The sequence below is a fragment of the Haematomicrobium sanguinis DSM 21259 genome, from assembly GCF_000688395.1.
Taxonomy (GTDB): Bacteria; Actinomycetota; Actinomycetes; order Actinomycetales; family Micrococcaceae; genus Haematomicrobium; species Haematomicrobium sanguinis.
Window position 1 is genome coordinate 216,884 of record NZ_JIAG01000003.1, and the last position, 17,213, is coordinate 234,096.

General features: G+C 61.8%; 14 protein-coding genes and 1 tRNA gene. 13 read left to right on the top strand and 2 right to left on the bottom strand.

Annotated elements, in window-relative coordinates; translation table 11 throughout:
* Positions 1 to 92 precede the first annotated feature (92 nt).
* The 8 genes from O148_RS0103955 to O148_RS0103990 all read left to right on the top strand — a co-directional run bounded on the left by O148_RS0103955 (position 93) and on the right by O148_RS0103990 (position 9,449).
* Complete coding sequence (locus tag O148_RS0103955; protein ID WP_026529873.1) at positions 93 to 1,472, top strand: glycine--tRNA ligase; 1,380 nt, start codon at positions 93 to 95, stop codon at positions 1,470 to 1,472.
* A 9-nt stretch (positions 1,473 to 1,481) separates the two neighbouring features.
* A complete protein-coding gene (locus O148_RS14730) occupies positions 1,482 to 2,477 on the top strand; it encodes a hypothetical protein (RefSeq protein ID WP_035744744.1) in 996 nt (331 codons plus the stop codon).
* 96 nt (positions 2,478 to 2,573) lie between these two features.
* Entirely contained in the window at positions 2,574 to 3,872 is a 1,299-nt protein-coding gene (locus O148_RS14735) for a YibE/F family protein (protein ID WP_051619805.1), read from the top strand.
* Positions 3,873 to 3,969: 97 nt separating this feature from the next.
* Entirely contained in the window at positions 3,970 to 5,145 is a 1,176-nt protein-coding gene (gene dusB, locus O148_RS0103970) for a tRNA dihydrouridine synthase DusB (RefSeq protein WP_026529874.1), read from the top strand.
* Positions 5,146 to 5,212: 67 nt separating this feature from the next.
* Positions 5,213 to 6,505 (top strand): deoxyguanosinetriphosphate triphosphohydrolase, encoded by a 1,293-nt coding sequence (locus tag O148_RS0103975; protein WP_084157028.1) that lies wholly within the window; start codon positions 5,213 to 5,215, stop codon positions 6,503 to 6,505.
* 21 nt (positions 6,506 to 6,526) lie between these two features.
* Positions 6,527 to 8,440, top strand: coding sequence for a DNA primase (gene dnaG / locus O148_RS0103980; protein ID WP_026529876.1), 1,914 nt, complete (start codon positions 6,527 to 6,529; stop codon positions 8,438 to 8,440).
* A gap of 81 nt (positions 8,441 to 8,521) precedes the next feature.
* A tRNA-Asn gene (locus O148_RS0103985) sits at positions 8,522 to 8,597 on the top strand.
* 114 nt (positions 8,598 to 8,711) lie between these two features.
* Positions 8,712 to 9,449, top strand: a complete 738-nt coding sequence (locus tag O148_RS0103990; protein ID WP_026529877.1) for a DsbA family oxidoreductase — start codon at positions 8,712 to 8,714, stop codon at positions 9,447 to 9,449.
* Between the two features lie 32 nt (positions 9,450 to 9,481).
* Here the strand turns inward: O148_RS0103990 and O148_RS14740 are convergent, their stop codons facing one another.
* Positions 9,482 to 10,183, bottom strand: a complete 702-nt coding sequence (locus O148_RS14740; RefSeq protein ID WP_035744746.1) for an SOS response-associated peptidase — start codon at positions 10,181 to 10,183, stop codon at positions 9,482 to 9,484.
* A gap of 38 nt (positions 10,184 to 10,221) precedes the next feature.
* Positions 10,222 to 11,445, bottom strand: a complete 1,224-nt coding sequence (locus O148_RS0104000) for a multidrug effflux MFS transporter (RefSeq protein WP_026529878.1) — start codon at positions 11,443 to 11,445, stop codon at positions 10,222 to 10,224.
* A 171-nt stretch (positions 11,446 to 11,616) separates the two neighbouring features.
* Between O148_RS0104000 and O148_RS14745 the strand changes: the two genes are divergently transcribed.
* From O148_RS14745 to phoA, 5 genes are all read left to right on the top strand, one after another.
* Positions 11,617 to 12,444 carry a phage holin family protein gene (locus O148_RS14745; RefSeq protein WP_084157030.1) on the top strand — a complete coding sequence of 276 codons (828 nt, stop codon included), beginning with the start codon at positions 11,617 to 11,619 and terminating at the stop codon, positions 12,442 to 12,444.
* A gap of 66 nt (positions 12,445 to 12,510) precedes the next feature.
* A complete protein-coding gene (locus tag O148_RS0104010) occupies positions 12,511 to 13,119 on the top strand; it encodes a CDP-alcohol phosphatidyltransferase family protein (RefSeq protein WP_338035371.1) in 609 nt (202 codons plus the stop codon).
* Positions 13,116 to 14,009 (top strand): DMT family transporter, encoded by an 894-nt coding sequence (locus O148_RS0104015; RefSeq protein WP_026529880.1) that lies wholly within the window; start codon positions 13,116 to 13,118, stop codon positions 14,007 to 14,009. The genes O148_RS0104010 and O148_RS0104015 overlap by 4 nt, the downstream gene beginning before the upstream one ends.
* Before the next feature lie 74 nt (positions 14,010 to 14,083).
* On the top strand, positions 14,084 to 15,298 hold the full coding sequence (locus O148_RS0104020; protein ID WP_026529881.1) for a glycosyltransferase: 1,215 nt from the start codon (positions 14,084 to 14,086) through the stop codon (positions 15,296 to 15,298).
* Between the two features lie 101 nt (positions 15,299 to 15,399).
* The gene (phoA, locus tag O148_RS14750; protein ID WP_075204273.1) at positions 15,400 to 17,112 is read left to right on the top strand and encodes an alkaline phosphatase; all 1,713 of its coding nucleotides are present in this window, start codon (positions 15,400 to 15,402) and stop codon (positions 17,110 to 17,112) included.
* The last annotated feature ends 101 nt before the right edge of the window (positions 17,113 to 17,213 follow it).

Genomic DNA, 17,213 nt, shown 5'->3' on the forward strand with positions numbered 1-17,213 from the left:
AACCTAGGAGTACGACGGCGATGATCGCCGTCGTGCTTTTTGCTCACCTTTGCCCCACACCCAGTGGCGCGAAAACCGAAAGGACGCCGTTCATGGCCGCAAAATCAAAACTGGACGCCATCACATCTCTTGCCAAGCGCCGCGGATTTGTTTTTCAGGCCGGTGAAATTTACGGCGGATCGCGCTCGGCCTGGGACTACGGCCCCTTGGGTGTGGAACTCAAGGAAAACATTAAGCAGCAGTGGTGGCAGACCTTTGTGCGCGGCCGCGAGGACATGGTCGGGCTGGATTCCTCGGTCATTCTGCCGCGCGACGTGTGGGTGGCGTCCGGGCACGTTGAGACGTTCACCGATCCGCTCGTCGAGTGCACAAACTGCCACAAGCGGCAGCGCGAGGACCACCTGTTAGAAGCGTTTGAGGCCAAGAAGGGCCGTCCGGCCACCGGCATGGAAGAGATCACCTGCCCCAATTGCGGTGTGACCGGCAAGTGGACCGCGCCGCAACAATTTTCCGGCCTGCTCAAGACCTTCCTCGGGCCGGTGGATAACGAGGAGGGGCTCAGCTACCTGCGCCCGGAAACCGCGCAGGGCATTTTTGTGAATTTCTTGAACGTGGTGACGACCTCGCGGAAGAAGCCGCCCTTTGGCATCGGCCAAATCGGTAAGGCGTTCCGCAACGAGATCACCCCCGGTAACTTCATTTTCCGCACCCGCGAGTTTGAGCAAATGGAAATCGAGTACTTTACCGCGCCCGAAGACGCGGACCGGTTCTTTAAGGATTGGGTGGAGGATTCGTGGAACTGGTTCACCGATCTGGGTATTAATCCGGAGAACATGCGCCGGTTTGACGTCCCCGAAGAGGAGCGGGCGCACTACTCGGCCGGCACCATCGATATTGAGTACCGCTTCGGGTTCCAGGGCAACGAGTGGGGCGAGCTCATGGGTATCGCCAACCGCACCGACTTTGACCTCTCGAGCCACTCGAAAGGTTCGGGAACCGCGCTGCAGTATTTCGACCAGCAGGCCAATAACCGGTACACCCCGTATGTCATTGAGCCCTCCTTCGGGTTGACCCGCTCCATGATGGCGTTCCTGGTGGACGCCTATGAGGAGCAGGAAGTCCCCAACGCCAAGGGCGGCACCGATACGCGCACCGTGTTGCACTTGGATCCGCGCTTGGCGCCGGTCAAGGTTGCCGTGCTGCCGCTCTCGCGCAATGAGGCCTTGAGCCCGAAAGCCCGCGAACTGGCGGCCGATCTGGCCCGGAACTGGAACGTCGAGTTTGACGATGCCGGAGCCATTGGTCGGCGTTACCGCCGCCAGGATGAAATCGGCACCCCCTTCTGTGTGACGGTGGACTTTGACACACTGGAGGACAATGCGGTCACGGTCCGCGAGCGCGATTCCATGGCGCAGGAGCGCGTGGCATTGGATCAAGTGAAGGGCTATTTGGCCGCGAAACTCACCCGCTAGGAGGGGCTCATGGCCGTGGAATACCGCGAGTTTGTGACCGGCGACGCCGAAGAACTCATGCAAGTGTGGGGTGCGCCGGACTCGGTGTTTTCCGCGCGCTTCCGCTCTGAACTGGTGCCTTCTGGGGATTCGCCGTGGATCCGCTCGCTCGTGGCCACCGATGACGGTGTGCCGATTGCCGCCGGGGTCATCTACACCAACGCGATTCACCCGGGGCGCTACCCGGCCTACGTGGAGGTATGGAGCGAGCGTCGGCGCGAGAGCATCGGGTCCGCGCTGTTGGCGGAGCTTCAGGCGCTTGCTGCCGGTGGGCCCTCGGGCGCTTTGGGGTTGACGGCGAAGCTTGCCGAGGGGAGCGCCGCGGTGCCCTTTGCCGCCGCCCGCGGTTTTGACGTGGTGCAAAAGTCCTGGGTGTACGTGCTGGCGCCCAGCTCCATGCCGCAGCCGCAAATCACCGAGGGTGACGGGCCGCAGTTGGAAGAGGCGCTGCTGGGGTCGGTGGAACTGACTGCGCTGGTACAAAAGTTTTACAACGCGGTGCACGCCTCCTGGTCGCCGAGCGATATCAGTGTGGGCCAAGCGCAGGGCCTGTTCTTGGGCGAGGCGTCCGGGGCGAAGGGCGGGATTGTGTACCGCGACGCCCCGGCGAGCGAGGGCGGAAAGATTCAGGCCTTTGCGATCAGTTACGAGCGGGCGCCGAAGTCGCTGGATTTATTGGCCGATGCCGATGCGGTTGACGCTCTTGAGGGCGGGGCGGATGCGGTTCAGCCGGCCGACCTGTTTGTCGGCTACGATCCGGATCTCTCCGACGCCGACGCCGAGACCGCGCTCAGCGCACTTCTGGCACTGGTGTCCTATAAGGACCCGGTACAGATCGAGGTCGATGAGGCCATGACGCCGTTCATGAGCATTGTGGATCGGCTGAATGCGGTGGGAGCGTTGACTCCGGCGGACGCGACGTGCCTGATTGTGGCGTCTTCCGGGTCTGCTGGCGGCCCGAGTTAGACCCATAACGGTTATGGGTCTCCTGGCCGGTGACTTGAGACCCGCTTCGGGCGGCACTAATTGAGAATGAGTGTCAATAGCATTTAGGCTGGGGTCATGGGATCCCACCACGGCTCTGAGGCGCCGCTCACCGAGGAACAGCGGCGCAATCGGTCCAGAGCCCAACGGCTTCTGCTTGCGGTTCTGATCCCGATAGCCCTCGCCACCGCAGTCGGTGCCTGGTTGCTGTGGCCCTCGGCCGATCGCCCCGATTTCCAAATCAAGGACCCGTATGCCACCACGACGGGCATCAGCGTCGATGAGGGAGAAGTGGTACGCACCGATCGCGGGGTGTGCCCGTCCTCTCAGGTTTCCGGAACGGACCCGCAGAGCGTGGACCCGGCGACCCAGCCGCAGTGTTTGATTGCCTACACGCGTCCGGCGGCCGGGGGATTCGATGTTGCGGTGGAAGTCAGCCGGGAAGTCGAAAAGGCGGATGCGCCCGATGTGGGGGACCGGATCAAGTACCTCAATTACGCCGAGGTCGCCGGGCCCGGAGCGTCCGGGTACATGTTCGTGGATTACGTGCGGGATGTGCCCATCATCTTGCTGGCGATCGTGTACGCGTTTGTGGTGGTCGCTGTGGCCAGGTGGCGCGGCTTGCGGGCCATGATTGGACTTTTCGGTGCATATCTTGTGCTGGCGTATTTCATCATTCCGGCCATTATGGAAGGCAAAGATCCGATTCTGGTGGGTCTCGTGGGGTCGATGCTGATCATGATCGGGGCCCTGTACTTTGCGCACGGGTTTTCCGCGCGCACGTCCACGGCGTTACTTGGGACTCTTTTCGGATTGCTCACGATTACCGCGCTGTCCTCATGGGCGATTTCCGCGATTCACCTAACCGGCCTGGGCGATGAGAACACCTATAAACTCATCAATTCCACCGACCAGTTCACCATCAGAAGCGTGATTCTCTGCGGACTCATCATTGCCGGACTGGGCGTACTCAATGACGTAACCATCACCCAGGCTAGCGCTGTATGGGAACTCCATGAGCTTGCCCCGCACGAGTCCGCGCGTCGGCTCTTCGCCGGTGCCATGCGCATCGGCCGGGATCACATTGCCTCCACGGTGTACACGATTGCTTTCGCCTATGCCGGAGCCGCGCTACCCTTGCTCATCATCGTCTCCATGTATGACCCGGGGTTCACCTCCAGCCTTACCGGGGGAGTGCTCGCCGAGGAAGTGGTGCGCACCCTGGTGGGCTCCATTGGCCTGGTGCTGGCGATTCCGGTGACGACGTTCATCGCGGTGCTGGTCGTCAAGGCGGTCTCGCCCCGCGCCAGCGCGCCCAGTGACCTTGCACCCAGTGACCTCGCCGCGCCCACCCGTTCCGGGCGTCACCGCCGCTAACCCCTCCACCGTGTCGCATCCCCGCACCGCACTCCGAGAGCCGCACACAACGCAATTTTTGCGGTAAGGGGATGCGAAACGATGAGAGAATAGACGGGTGCTCACCACCGAATTACCCGCAAGAACGCTGTCTCTGCCCCCGCTCAAGCTCGGCCCGCTGACCATCGATACCCCGGTGGTCCTCGCCCCGATGGCCGGGATCACGAACACCGCGTTCCGCCGTTTATGCCGCGAATTCGGCGGTGGCTTGTACGTCGCGGAAATGGTGACCTCGCGTGCCCTGGTGGAGCGCAACGCGGAGTCGATGCGGATCATCTCGCATGACGAAGATGAGAAGGTGCGCTCGGTACAGCTTTACGGTGTGGAACCGGTCACGGTCGGAGCCGCGGTCCGCATGTTGGTTGAGGAAAACCGCGCGGATCACATCGACCTGAATTTCGGCTGCCCCGTCCCCAAGGTCACCCGGCGCGGCGGCGGCTCGGCGCTCCCGTGGAAGACCGAGCTCTTCACCTCGATTGTGCGCGCAGCCGTCACCGAGGCGAGCCGCGGCAACATTCCGCTCACCATCAAAATGCGTAAGGGTATCGACGAGGACCACTTGACCTACGTCGAAGCCGGGAAGATTGCCCGGGATCTCGGCGTCGCCGCGGTGGCGCTCCACGGGCGTACCGCCGCACAGTTCTACTCGGGGCAGGCGGACTGGAACGCGATCGCCACCCTGCGTGAGGCGCTGCCGGATGTGCCCGTGCTGGGCAACGGGGACATTTGGAGCGCCGAAGACGCCATGGACATGGTGGAGCAGACCGGGGTGGACGGTGTGGTCATTGGCCGCGGCTGCCAGGGACGGCCGTGGCTCTTCGGCGACTTGATGGCCGCCTTCGAGGGCTCCTCTCGCCGCTACCGGCCGAGCCTCGGGACGGTCGCGAACGCCGTGTACCGGCATGCCGAGCTTCTCGTGGAGACCTTTGGCGAGGAGCAAAAGGCACTCCGCGACATCCGCAAACACATGGCCTGGTATTTCAAGGGATACGTGGTCGGTTCCGAGCTTCGCCCCAAACTCGCCATGGTCCCGGACCTCGCAACCCTGCGCGAGCTCTTGGATGAACTCGATTCCGAATCGCCCTACCCGGGTGCCGACGCCGAAGGCCCGCGCGGTCGCGCCGGTTCCCCCAAACGTCCGGCGCTCCCCGAAAATTGGCTTGCCTCCCGCGAACTCGATGCGCAGCAGAAGTCCATGATCTCCGCCGCCGAACTCGATGTTTCCGGGGGCTAGCACGCAGGTTATACACAGGAGCGTTCCGAACGCCTCACCCGCGCAGCACAACAACTAGGATGGCAGGGTGCCCTCTCTCGACTTGCCCGAACAGCCGTTAACCGCCGGATACACCACCGCGGACGAACAGCGCTGGGTCGCCGAGCCCGCCAAAAAGGTGTACCGCACCAACTTTGAACGCGACCGCGCCCGCATCCTGCACTCCTCGGGGCTACGCCGCCTCGGCGCGAAAACCCAGGTCGTCTCCCCGGACACCGATGACTTTGTCCGCACCCGGCTGACCCATTCGCTCGAAGTTGCGCAGATCGGCCGGGAAATCGGCCGCTCCCTCGGCTGCGATCCGGACGTGGTGGACGCCGCCTGCCTCTCCCATGACCTCGGCCACCCGCCCTTCGGTCACAACGGCGAGTCCGCGCTCAATGCGGCCGCCCACAACATTGGCGGCTTTGAAGGAAACGCCCAGACGCTACGGCTGCTCACCCGCTTGGAACCGAAGGTCGTCGCCCCGGACGGCACCCCGGCCGGGCTCAACCTGACCCGCGCGAGCCTGGACGCCGCCAGCAAGTACCCGTGGTCCCGCGAGGACGCGCCCATTATTCACGGCCACCGCACCGGCAAGTTCGGCGTCTACGCGGATGACCTCGACGTCTTTAACTGGGTCCGCGAGGGCGCACCGGAAGGACGTACCTGCATCGAGGCGCAGGTGATGGACCTCTCCGATGACATCTCATATTCGGTACATGACGTCGAGGACGCGATTGTCGCCGGGCACGTCCAGCTCAAGTGGCTCCAGCACGCCGATCACCGCGCTCGCGTGGTCGGCTACACCCAGCAGTGGTACCTGCCGCACACCGATCCGGCCGACATCGAAGCCGCCCTCGCTCGGCTCGAGGACAGTGAAGCGTGGGTCAAGGAATCCGATGGTTCCCGCAAGGCTCTCGCGGCGCTGAAAAACATGACGAGCCAGCTGATCGGTCGGTTCGCCTCCGCGGCGCTGGGCGCCACCCGCGCGATCTACGGCCCCGACCCGCTCACCCGCTACGCCGCTGAGCTCGTGGTCCCCGAGGACACGGCTCTGGAAATTGCGGTCATGAAGGGCCTGGCAACCACCTTCGTCATGACCCGGGACGAGCGCCAGCCCGTGTATGAGCGCCAGCGCGAGATCCTCACCTCCCTCGTCAACCAGTTGTTCACCACGGGCGAGAAATACTTGGAGCCCGCCTTTGCGGCGGATTGGCTTATGGCGTACGACGACGCCGCTCGCCTTCGCGTTGTCATCGACCAGTTGGCGTCCCTCACCGATGTATCGGCCCTCGCTCTGCACGAGCGGCTCATGGGAAGAAACCGTGCACTGTGGTAGTTAGGTGCTGGTGGAGGTGGCATGGCCGGGCTGATTAAACGCGAAGACATCGATGAGGTGCGCCGCCGCACCGACATCAAGGAAGTAGTGGAGTCCTACGTCTCGCTGAAGCGTGCAGGGGTGGGATCCTATAAAGGCTTGTGCCCTTTCCACGACGAACGCAGCCCGAGCTTCAATGTGCGCCCGCAACACGGCACGTATCACTGTTTCGGGTGCGGCGAAGGCGGGGACGTCATCGAATTCTTGATGAAGTTAGACCACACCTCCTTTTCCGAAACGGTGGAAAAGCTTGCCGGGCGCATCGGGTACGAGTTGCACTATGAGGACGGCGGCAGCGGCCCGAGCAAGGAGGAGCACGGGCGACGCCAGCGGCTGTTGGACGCGCACAAAATCGCCGACGAGTTCTTCCAATCCCAACTCGGCTCGCCCGAAGCGCTCGTGGCCCGGCAGTTTTTAGCCGGCCGGGACTTTGACCGCGCCGCCGCCGAACAGTTCAGTGTCGGGTATGCGCCGCAAGGGTGGGACTCGCTCCTGAAAGTGTTGCGCGGACGCGGTTTCCGCGACGACGAGCTCAAACACACCGGCATGTTCTCTCAGGGCTCCGACGGCTCACGCATGTACGACCGTTTCCGCGGCCGGCTGATCTGGCCAATCCGCGACATCACCGGGCAAACCATCGGGTTCGGTGCGCGCAAACTCTATGACGAGGACCAGGGCCCCAAATACCTCAACACTCCCGAGACGCCGCTGTATAAAAAGTCTCAGGTGCTCTACGGAATTGACCTCGCACGCAAGTCCATCACCACTTCCCGGCAGCTGGTGGTCGTCGAGGGGTACACGGACGTCATGGCCGCCCACCTTTCCGGGGTGAGTACCGCAGTCGCCACTTGCGGCACCGCTTTTGGGGCGGACCACATCCGGGTGGCACGGCGCCTCTTAACCGATGACGGTTCCGGCGGGGAAGTGATCTTCACCTTTGACGGCGACGCGGCCGGACAGAAGGCGGCGCTCCGGGCGTTCAAGGAAGACCAGCGTTTCTTGGCGCAAACCTATGTCGCGGTGGAGCCGTCCGGGGCGGACCCGTGCGACTTGCGCAAGTCCGGGGGCCCGGAAGCGGTACGCGGGTTGATCGAGGCGAAGCGCCCGCTCTTTGAATTCGCCATCAAGGCCTCGTTCGCGCAAATGAACTTGGACACCGGCGAGGGGCAGCTCAAGGCGTTGCGCATGGCGGCACCGGTCGTGGCGCAGATCCGCGACTCGAGCCTCCGCCAGGTTTACACCCGGGAACTGTCCAAATGGTTGGGCATGCAGTTTTTGGATCACTCCCAAGTGGAGCGAGCGGTCGCCCACGCGGTGAAATCCGGCGCGAAACCGGAAGTTCCGCCAGAGAATGCCCAGGTTCGCCAAGAACCCGGGGGCCATGAGGGTGAGGCGAGTGTCGCCGTCGTGCCTCAATTTGAAAAGCCGAACATGGCGGACCCCAACGTGCGGCTGGAACATGATGCGCTGGTGGCGTTGCTGCAGTATCCGCATCTGGTGACCGAGCAGCAGTGGGGGCAATTTGTGGCCGCTCCGCTGAGCGTGGAGGCGTTTGCGGCGGTGCAGTCGGCGATGAAGGGCGCGAGCGTGTACCGGGGGAGCGGGACCGATTGGATTGAGCATGTGCGCGCCGGTGTGCCGGATGTGCTGGCCGGGTATGTGACGCGGCTGGCGGTCACGCCGCTGCCCACGAGCGATGAGCGGCGGCTCGGCGATTACCTGCTGGGGCTGCTCAAGAGCCTGATTGCGGCGCGGATGAACCTGGAAAAGGCGCGGATGCTCTCGGAAATGCAGCGGCTGGACGCGGTGGCGGATGCTGCGCGGATCACCGAGCTGAACCGCGAAATCTATCAGCTGGAGTTGCGGCGGCGGACCTTGCGGGAGCAGTCCTCGTAGGGTGTTGGGCGGCGCGGGGCTGTGGGTGCTGTCCGATTTCGGAATCGGCCGCGGATTCTGTTAGAGTTTTATCTGTTGTTTTCCCCCGTAGCTCAATTGGCAGAGCATTCGACTGTTAATCGAAGGGTTACTGGTTCGAGTCCAGTCGGGGGAGCCAACGGCCCCGGAACCCGCGTGATTCCGGGGCTTTTTCTTTGCCTTTTGTGAGTGGCTGGACCCAAAAAAGGTCCCACCGGGAAATAACCACGGCGCCCGCAACGCTACACCAGCCATGAATGTTGACATCTGGTCTGATATTGCCTGCCCTTGGTGCTACATCGGAAAGCGCCGCTTCGAAAAGGCGCTCGCCGATTTCCCGCACAAGGACCAGGTCAACGTCACCTGGCACAGCTTCCAACTCGACCCGAACCTGCCCGAACACTTCGATGGCACCGAGGCCGAATACCTCTCAGCACGCAAAGGCATGCCGATCGAACAGGTCGAGGCCATGTTTGCGCATGTCAAGAGCGAAGCCGCAAAGGAGGGTCTCGCTTATGACTTCGACGCGCTCAAGGTCGCCAATAGCTTCCTGGGGCACCAGTTATTGCATCTGGCCCAAGAAAACGGTCTCGGCAGCGAGGCCAAGGAAGCTCTCCTCTCCGCGCACTTTGAACACGGCAAGGACATTGGCAGTGTGGATGAGCTGGTCGCGATTGCCCAACAGATCGGCATGGACCCGGTAGCGGTTCGCAGCGCCCTCGAGATCAATTCGAAGGCCGAGGAGGTCCGTGAAGACATTGCCCGGGCCGGGCAACTTGGCATTCAGGGCGTCCCGTTCTTCGTGTTCGACATGAGCCTTGCGCTTTTCGGTGCACAACCGGTCGAGGTTTTCCGCCAGGTTCTTGACGAGGCTTGGGCAAAATCGCCGAAATTGCAGATGGCTAACGTGCCCGGAGCGCAATCGGGCACCGCTAACAGCGCCGAAAACCAGGACCCCAACGTCTGCGGCCCCGACGGCTGCACCATCTAAACCAGCCGAACTAGCTGAGCCAGCCAAACCAGCTAGAGCAGCGACCCCTGCGACGCCACCGGCTCCATCAATTCGGGCCCTTGATTCCGCGGGTTCCCCACCGCTTTCCCGACCTCATACCAGGACAGCTCCGGCTGGTTGTCCACGGCGTCCTGCAAAATTGCGGCGACCTCATCGGGCGAATCGATCGAGGGGTCGAGCCACGCATCGCGCAAATTCGGTGGCATGATCACCGGAATGCGGTCATGTAGCCACTGCATCCGTTCCGGCGCGGGCGCGGTAATGATGGTCATCGATGCGCCCCATCGCGAATTGTCCTCATACAAACACGCGAACGTGATCATGGTGTCCGGCAGGTACACAAAATACGGTGTCTTGACCTTGCCCACGGTTTGCCACTCGTAATAACCAAGCGCCGGTCCAAGAGCACGCCGGGACTTGAATGCGTTGCGAAAGGACGGCTTTTCCGCCACTGTCTCCATCCGCGCGTTAAACGTCCGGGAGGCAAAGGACGCTTCTTTCGCCCACGCAGGCAAAAGCCCAAAGCGCGCATCAAAGGACTCGCGCTTGCCGCCCACATCGCGAATGGCCTGCACAATCTGCGTCGGCGCGACATTGAAGAACAGGAAGTCACGCCAATTGGGGCGTTGAAAGAAGTCCGGGTCCAAGGCCAAGATCGCATCGACATGATCCTGCTCGGCCCGCGTCTTTACCGTGACAAACCGTCCGCACATGTTTCCACTTTAAGCCCGGCGCGGCTCAGCCTTTCCCGCTACCCCTCCAGCGCCGGCACCGTCCACGGCCGGATAATCAACCACAAACACGCCGCCGCGGCCACGATACACAGGAACATCACCGAGCCCATCGCCGCCACCGAGATCCCAATCGCCCCCACAATCGGAGACACGATCCCGGACATCCCAAACGTGATCGCGCCCATCAAGGACGCAGCGGTCCCGGCCTGCGCCCCGTTATTAATAAGCGCCAACACCTGGACGCACGGGAAGGTCGCGCCCGCGCCAAGAATGTAAAACCACAACGGCAGCACAACTCCCCAGAGCCCCATCTCGGCGCGATCTAGCACCACAATCAGTCCGGACATGACCAACATCAAGCTGGTCGACATGATCAGCACGCGCGCCACACCGATACGCCGAATGAGCCGCGAGGACGTCTGCACGCCGATCATCACGGCGAGCGAATTGATCGCAAAGAACAGCCCAAAACCAATTTCGGAGAATCCAAATCCTTCCCGGAACAGGAAGGACGCGCTGGAAAGATAGACAAAGAGCGCACCAAAGTTGAATCCACCCAGCAGCACCACGCCCACATAGATTCGGTCGCTCAACACGGCCTTGTACCGCTGCCATGCGGTCACATCGCCCACCGCACGTGCCACCCGGGGCCGCGTCTCGGCAATCAGCGTCCACACCGCCACTGCCATCACCGCACCGTAAATGCTCAAGAACCAGAACACCACCGGCCACGGCGCCACGGCCACAATGACCGAACCCAACAGCGGCGCGATGATCGGCGCCAAACCGGTCACGAGCGCCGAGTAGGAGAGAATCTTCACCAACTGATTGCCGTGAAACAGGTCGCGAATAATCGCCATCGCCACCACGCCGGACCCCGCCGCGCCGATACCTTGCAGCAACCGGAACACGAGCAGCATTGTCACGTCGGTCGAAAGCGCGGCGCCTACCGACGCCACAATGTGCAGGGTCGTGGTGATCTTCAGCGGCAGAATCCGCCCCACCTTATCCGAGAGCGGCCCCATAAATAGCTGCCCGGACGCAAAACCAATAATGGTCGCGGTCAAGGTCAGCTGAATCGCCACATCCGAGACACCCATGGAATCGCGAATCTCCGGGAACGCCGGCAAGTACATGTCGATCGTGAACGGCCCGAGCGCGGTCAGCATCCCCAAAATAATGATCAGCCGGATTTTCTCGGGGCGAGTCATGGCGTTGCCGGGGGAGTCAAAAGAAGTCACACAACATCCTAGAAAGACGCGAAAAAAAGAGGAGTGAGCCAAGAGTGATTGGCGTTCCCCATTCTATCCGATTAGTTCACCGAGGAAACTACCGCACGCGCCCAAGAGGTGTGAAATGATAAAAGTCTAGGAAACTGTGTAGGTTATTCGGTTCAGATTCGGAGTTTGTTTATGAGCACCCCCACGCGAAGTGGAGCACCTAGCCGCCGAACCCCGGCGCTCACGCACCTCACGCAGGACATGGCGCACCTCGCACCGCGCCAGCTGAGTGACGAGATCGCACTGGCGAAACTCGAGCTTCAGGGCACGGCTAAACATTTCGCAATCTCCGGTGTCGCGGGCGTCATCGCGCTCGCCTTCCTCGGTTTGCTCACCATCGCCCTGGTCGTCGCCGCGATCATGGGCCTCGCGACCATCATGGCCCCATGGCTCGCCGCGCTCATCGTTGCCGCCGCGTTCCTTGTCATCATCGGCATTGTCGCCCTGATCGCCTACCTCAACGTAAAGAAGGCGCTCCCGGTCCCGCCCATCGAGGCAATCCGCGGCATCAAATATGACCTCGGAGTCATCCGCGCCGGCAGCAATTTTGATCCGGCCACCTTGGATGAAAAGAAGAACAACGGCGATACCTCCGAAGATTCAGACGGCACCGAAGGTGCCGAAAAAGACGGGGACGAAGAACCCAAAGAGCCGGCACCCACTCGTGAAGAACTGGAGAGCCGCCTCTCCGAACGCCGTGCGCACATGGTTCAGGTTCGCGATGGCCTCGGGCGCAAGCTGGATGTCAAGGCCCAAGCCGAAGACTTGGCGCAGGAGGCCAAGGATCGTGCCGATCATCTCAAGAGCCAAGTCGTTTCCTTCTTCGATTCCGGTTCCAGCGCTCAATCTCGCACCGATGCACAAGAATTTTTGACCGAACGGTGGAAGCCGCTCGCTCTTCTCGGAGCATCGCTCATTGCCATCGTGGTGTGGACCGCAAAACTCTTCAAGTCAAAATAGGATGAGATCAGCGCCGCGCCATCACCGCGGCACCAGGATGTCGAGGAACAACTTGTGGGGAGGTGAATGGTGAAACTCATCGGTGCAGGCGCCCGTGACGGGGTTGAATTGGTAGAACGCAATACGTTCTGGACCATCCCCAATTTCATTACCGTTCTCCGCTTTTGCCTGGTCCCCGTTTTTGTGTGGCTTATCGCCCAGGAAAATTATGGGGCCGCGGTGATTGTCCTGGTGGTGTTGGGCTCCACCGACTGGGTGGACGGCTATTTGGCCCGCCGGCTCAATATGGTGTCTTCGGTCGGTAAGTGGCTGGACCCGATGGCCGATCGCCTGGCCCTCATCATTGTGGCGATCACCTTTGTGGTTTCGGGTATTGCTCCGCTGTGGCTCGTGCTCAGCATCGTGATCCCAGATGCGATCCTCATTATTAACGCGCTCGTCCTGTTCCGCGGAAATCCCAATCTTCCGGTCAGTGTTCTCGGCAAAGTGCGCACCGCGCTATTGCTGATCGGCACGCCGCTTTTGTTGCTGTATCGGGTCCCCGGATTCCAGGCGGAATGGTTGAATATTACCGCGCACGTCATCTTGATTATCGGGTGTGTGGGGCACGTGATTGCCGCCGGTGATTACTTGATAAAGGCGTGGCAAAAATACCGTGAGGAAGAATCTGCATGACCTTAGTGGCCATACTCTTGGCTCTCGGCGGCGCCGTGGGGCTTGCCATCGGGTCTCAGCGCCAAGGATCGGCAGTCAAGGCGAGCACCGGTGGACTGGACCTCGGCTCGAAAGGATTCACGCGCTTACTGCGTAATCCTCGCTGGTTACTCGGACTCTTCCTGCTGGTGGCAGGAATGGCGATGAACGCCGTCGCACTTGCCATTGCGCCGTTGACCGTTGTTCAACCGATTGGTGCCATAGCGTTGGTGATTACCACCTTTGTCAACGCGAAGGATCAGGGCATACGGCTGAATCGCATGACCATTGTGTCGGTGATTTTGTGCGTGGTGGGTAGCGCCGGTTTTGTGCTCTTGGCGGTCACGGCGACGAGGGGCAAGGAAGCGACGAGCGTGCAGCAGGAGCTCACGATCGTTGTGCTGGTAGCGATTGTGGTGGCGTTGTTCGGGTTCTTAGCGTTTACCTTCAAGCGCCGGATGAGCGCGTTTATCTACATTGTGGGTGCCGGTGTTCTCTTTGGCATGGTGGCGGTGATGACCAAGATCATTGCCTCGCACTTACTGGACCCGAACGGCCGGACGTTCCTGAACATCCCCATCTATTCCGTGCTGGCGATTGCGGCGGCCGGGGCGCTGGGTGCGTGGTTCGTGCAAAGCGCCTATGCGCTGGGTCCGCCGGACCTCGTGATTGCCGGCCTCACGGTGATCGATCCGATGGTCGGAATAGCCGTGGGCATCATCATATTGAATGAATTACGCCCCGATGTCGCGCCGGTCTCGGCGATTGGCATGGTTGCGATGGGAATCGTTGCTATCGTAGGGGTCATTATGTTGTCCAGGCATCACCCCGATGTGCTGGAACGCAAGCGAAAAGCACGTAAGCGTGCCTAAAACGCGCGTGCGGAAACGGGTCCGATCGGCCTGAAGCGAAGCTCGCGCAGAAGAACACCCGAGGAATCCGTTTAGTGAGCGAGCAAGCTGCCAAGAAACCGTTGAAAATTTTGATTGCTGCGGACACGTATCCGCCGGACGTCAACGGTGCAGCGCAATTTTGTCGACGACTCGCGCTGGGAATGAGCGGGCGCGGCCACGAAGTTCATGTGCTGGCTGCGCGCAACAATAAGGGGCCGAGTTTTACCGAGGTGCGCCCGGAGGCGTATGTGCACCGGTTGCGTTCGCACTCCATTTTCACCCACCCCACGTACCGGTTGTGTCTGCCGTGGGAGATCACCGGGGAAATCAAGGCGCTTTTCGATAAGGTGCAGCCGGATGTGGTGCATATTCAGTGCCATTACATGATTGGTAAGGCCGCGATCGAAGAGGCCACTCGCCGCGGTATCAGGGTCATTGCCACCAACCATTTCATGCCGGAAAATCTCAACCCTTTCCTGCCCTTCCCGGACTGGTTCTTGAAGATCGTGGCCAAGAACTCCTGGCGAGACATGGGCAAGATCATGGGCAAGGCCGCCGTGGTCACCACCCCAACCCCGCTTGCCGCCAGGGCCATGCGCGATCACGCATTCTTGCACGAGGTGATGCCGCTCTCCAACGGCATCGACGCGGCCGCCTATGAGAAGAAGCCGGGCGAAAAGGTAGAAAAGAACCCGTACCCGACGGTGCTCTTTGCCGGGCGCATCGCCGAAGAGAAGAACATCGACGTGCTGATCGACGCAGTATCGAAAACCGATCCGGCCCTCAACATTCACTTGGAAATCGTAGGCGGGGGAGAGGTCCGCCCCGCGCTGGAGGCACAAGTGGAGCGTTTGGGGCTCGGCGGCCGGGTAAAGTTCTTGGGCATGATTCCGGACGAAGAGTTGCGCGAGGCCTACCTGCGTGCCGACCTCTTTGTCATGCCGGGGACCGCGGAACTGCAGTCCTTGGTGACTCTGGAGGCGATGAGCGCGTCGACGCCGGTATTGCTGGCGGACGCGATGGCTCTCCCGCACTTGGTCGATGAGGGCGTCAACGGCCACCTGTTTACCCCCGGCGACTCGGACCAGCTGGCAGGGCAGATCGAGGAATTCTTCCGCTCTTCGCATCAGAAGCGCTCCGCCATGGGCCGGGCGAGCCGGAAAATGGTGGAGCCGCACTCCATCGCCTCGACGCATGAGGTTTTTGAGAAGCTCTATTACGGTGAGCCGGTCACCTTTGACTTCCCGGACTATTCGCATCACGCCTGATGTGTTCACCTAAAAGACACCTGAGGTTTCGCTAGCTAGACACCTTGATTGTGAAGACTGGTTCTGCCCGTTCGCTCACAACTTTTGAGGAATAGCTAAAAATGAAATTTCTGAACCGTTCTGCGGCCGCGCTCGGTGCGGCCGCATTGCTGGCGGCGACCATTGCGGTACCGGCAGCTAACGCTGAGGGTGACTACACCCAGCACGGTGGTGCACAGCGCAACACCGGCGACATGACGCAGCTTTTGCGCGATTCCATCCAGGACCGCCCCGCCAAGAATGTCATCTTGGTGATTGGCGACGGCATGGGTGACTCGGAAATCACCTCGGCCCGCAACTATGAAAAGGGTGCGGCTGGCCGTTTCGACGGCATCGACGCTCTGCCCATCACCGGCCAGTACACGACCTACTCGCTCTCCAAGGAGAACGGCAAGCCGGACTACGTGACGGATTCGGCCGCCTCCGGCACCGGTTGGGCCACCGGCACCAAGACCTACAACGGCGGCATTTCCGTGGATTGGAAGGGCAACGCCCAGAAGACCATGCTGGAAATCGCCAAAGCGAACGGGATGAAGACCGGCAACGTCACGACATCGGAAATCCAAGACGCGACCCCCGCCGTTCAGGCGTCCAAGGTCACCGATCGCGGTTGTTACGGCCCGGATGAGACCACGGAGGAATGCCCCACCAACGCCCTGGAGAACGGCGGACTCGGATCCATTTCCGAGCAGTTCCTGACCACGCGCGCCGATGTGACCTTGGGTGGCGGCGCCGAGTCCTTTAACCAGAAAGCCAAGGCTGGCGAATACGCCGGTCAGACTCTCTTTGACCAGGCCGATGCCCGCGGGTACAACGTTGTCCGCACCGCGCAAGAGCTGGACAAGGTCACCGAAGCGAACCAGGACAAGCCCGTCCTTGGTCTCTTCAATGACGGCAACCTGCCCACCGGTTGGCAAGGACCCGCCGCGGTCAACGGCGGCGGCTCGCAACCGGGTGTTCGTTGCGAACCAAACGCTAAGTTCACCCCGGAAACCCCGAAGCTGGATGTGATGACCCAAAAGGCCATCGACCTGCTCAAGAATGATGACAAGGGCTTCTTCCTCCAGGTCGAGAGCGCCAGCATCGACAAGCAGGATCACGCAGCGAACCCGTGCGCCCAGATCGGCGAGGTTGTGCAGCTGGACAACGCCGTGCAGAAGGCCATGGACTTCGCCAAGGCGGACGGCAACACCCTGGTCATTGTGACCGCGGATCACGCGCACTCCAGCCAGATCGTTTACCCCGGCATGGACACCCCGGGTCTGACCCGCACCCTCATCACCAACGAGGGGCAGCCGATGACCATCGCCTACGGTAACGCGCCGGAGGGCGAGTCCCAGGCGCACACCGGTTCGCAGCTGCGCATCGCCGCATACGGCCCGGGCGCCGCGAACGTGGCCGGCTTCACCGACCAGACCGACGTGTTCTTCACCGTCACCGGGGCCCTTGGCCTGGATGTCAACGCACCGGTTCCCACCCAGGAGCCAAGCGAAACCCCGACCGCGACGCCAACCGAGACCACTTCTCCGACCGAGACCGCAACGCCGACCGAGACCACCGGCCCGACCGAGACAGCGACGCCGACCGGCACCGCCACTCCGACTGACGGCGTGATTGTGCCCTCGCCGACCAGCACCAACGGGGGCGGGGGCGGCGGTAGCCTCCCCGACACCGGCGCGATGGCCATCGGCGGTCTGAGCGCGCTCGGCCTCGCGCTCGTCGCGATCGGCCTGATCCTCGCGTACCGTCGCCGCACCACGGCAACCCACGCGTAGTTTCGCCGCATAGGTAAGGAGGTCGGGGAACCGTGAGTTCCCCGACCTCCTTTGCGTGTGCCCACCGTGTGATGCACGACGGCGTTGCTCGCCTGAATTGC

Excerpts from the sequence above, each read along its gene's own strand:
- O148_RS0103955 (WP_026529873.1), top strand. The coding sequence starts at position 93 with ATGGCCGCAAAATCAAAACTGGACGCCATCACATCTCTTGCCAAGCGC.
- O148_RS14745 (WP_084157030.1), top strand. The coding sequence starts at position 11,617 with ATGAGCACCCCCACGCGAAGTGGAGCACCTAGCCGCCGAACCCCGGCG.
- O148_RS0103990 (WP_026529877.1), top strand. The coding sequence starts at position 8,712 with ATGAATGTTGACATCTGGTCTGATATTGCCTGCCCTTGGTGCTACATC.
- O148_RS14740 (WP_035744746.1), bottom strand. The coding sequence starts at position 10,183 with ATGTGCGGACGGTTTGTCACGGTAAAGACGCGGGCCGAGCAGGATCAT.
- phoA (WP_075204273.1), top strand. The coding sequence starts at position 15,400 with ATGAAATTTCTGAACCGTTCTGCGGCCGCGCTCGGTGCGGCCGCATTG.
- O148_RS0104015 (WP_026529880.1), top strand. The coding sequence starts at position 13,116 with ATGACCTTAGTGGCCATACTCTTGGCTCTCGGCGGCGCCGTGGGGCTT.
- dnaG (WP_026529876.1), top strand. The coding sequence starts at position 6,527 with ATGGCCGGGCTGATTAAACGCGAAGACATCGATGAGGTGCGCCGCCGC.
- O148_RS0104010 (WP_338035371.1), top strand. The coding sequence starts at position 12,511 with ATGGTGAAACTCATCGGTGCAGGCGCCCGTGACGGGGTTGAATTGGTA.
- O148_RS14735 (WP_051619805.1), top strand. The coding sequence starts at position 2,574 with ATGGGATCCCACCACGGCTCTGAGGCGCCGCTCACCGAGGAACAGCGG.
- O148_RS14730 (WP_035744744.1), top strand. The coding sequence starts at position 1,482 with ATGGCCGTGGAATACCGCGAGTTTGTGACCGGCGACGCCGAAGAACTC.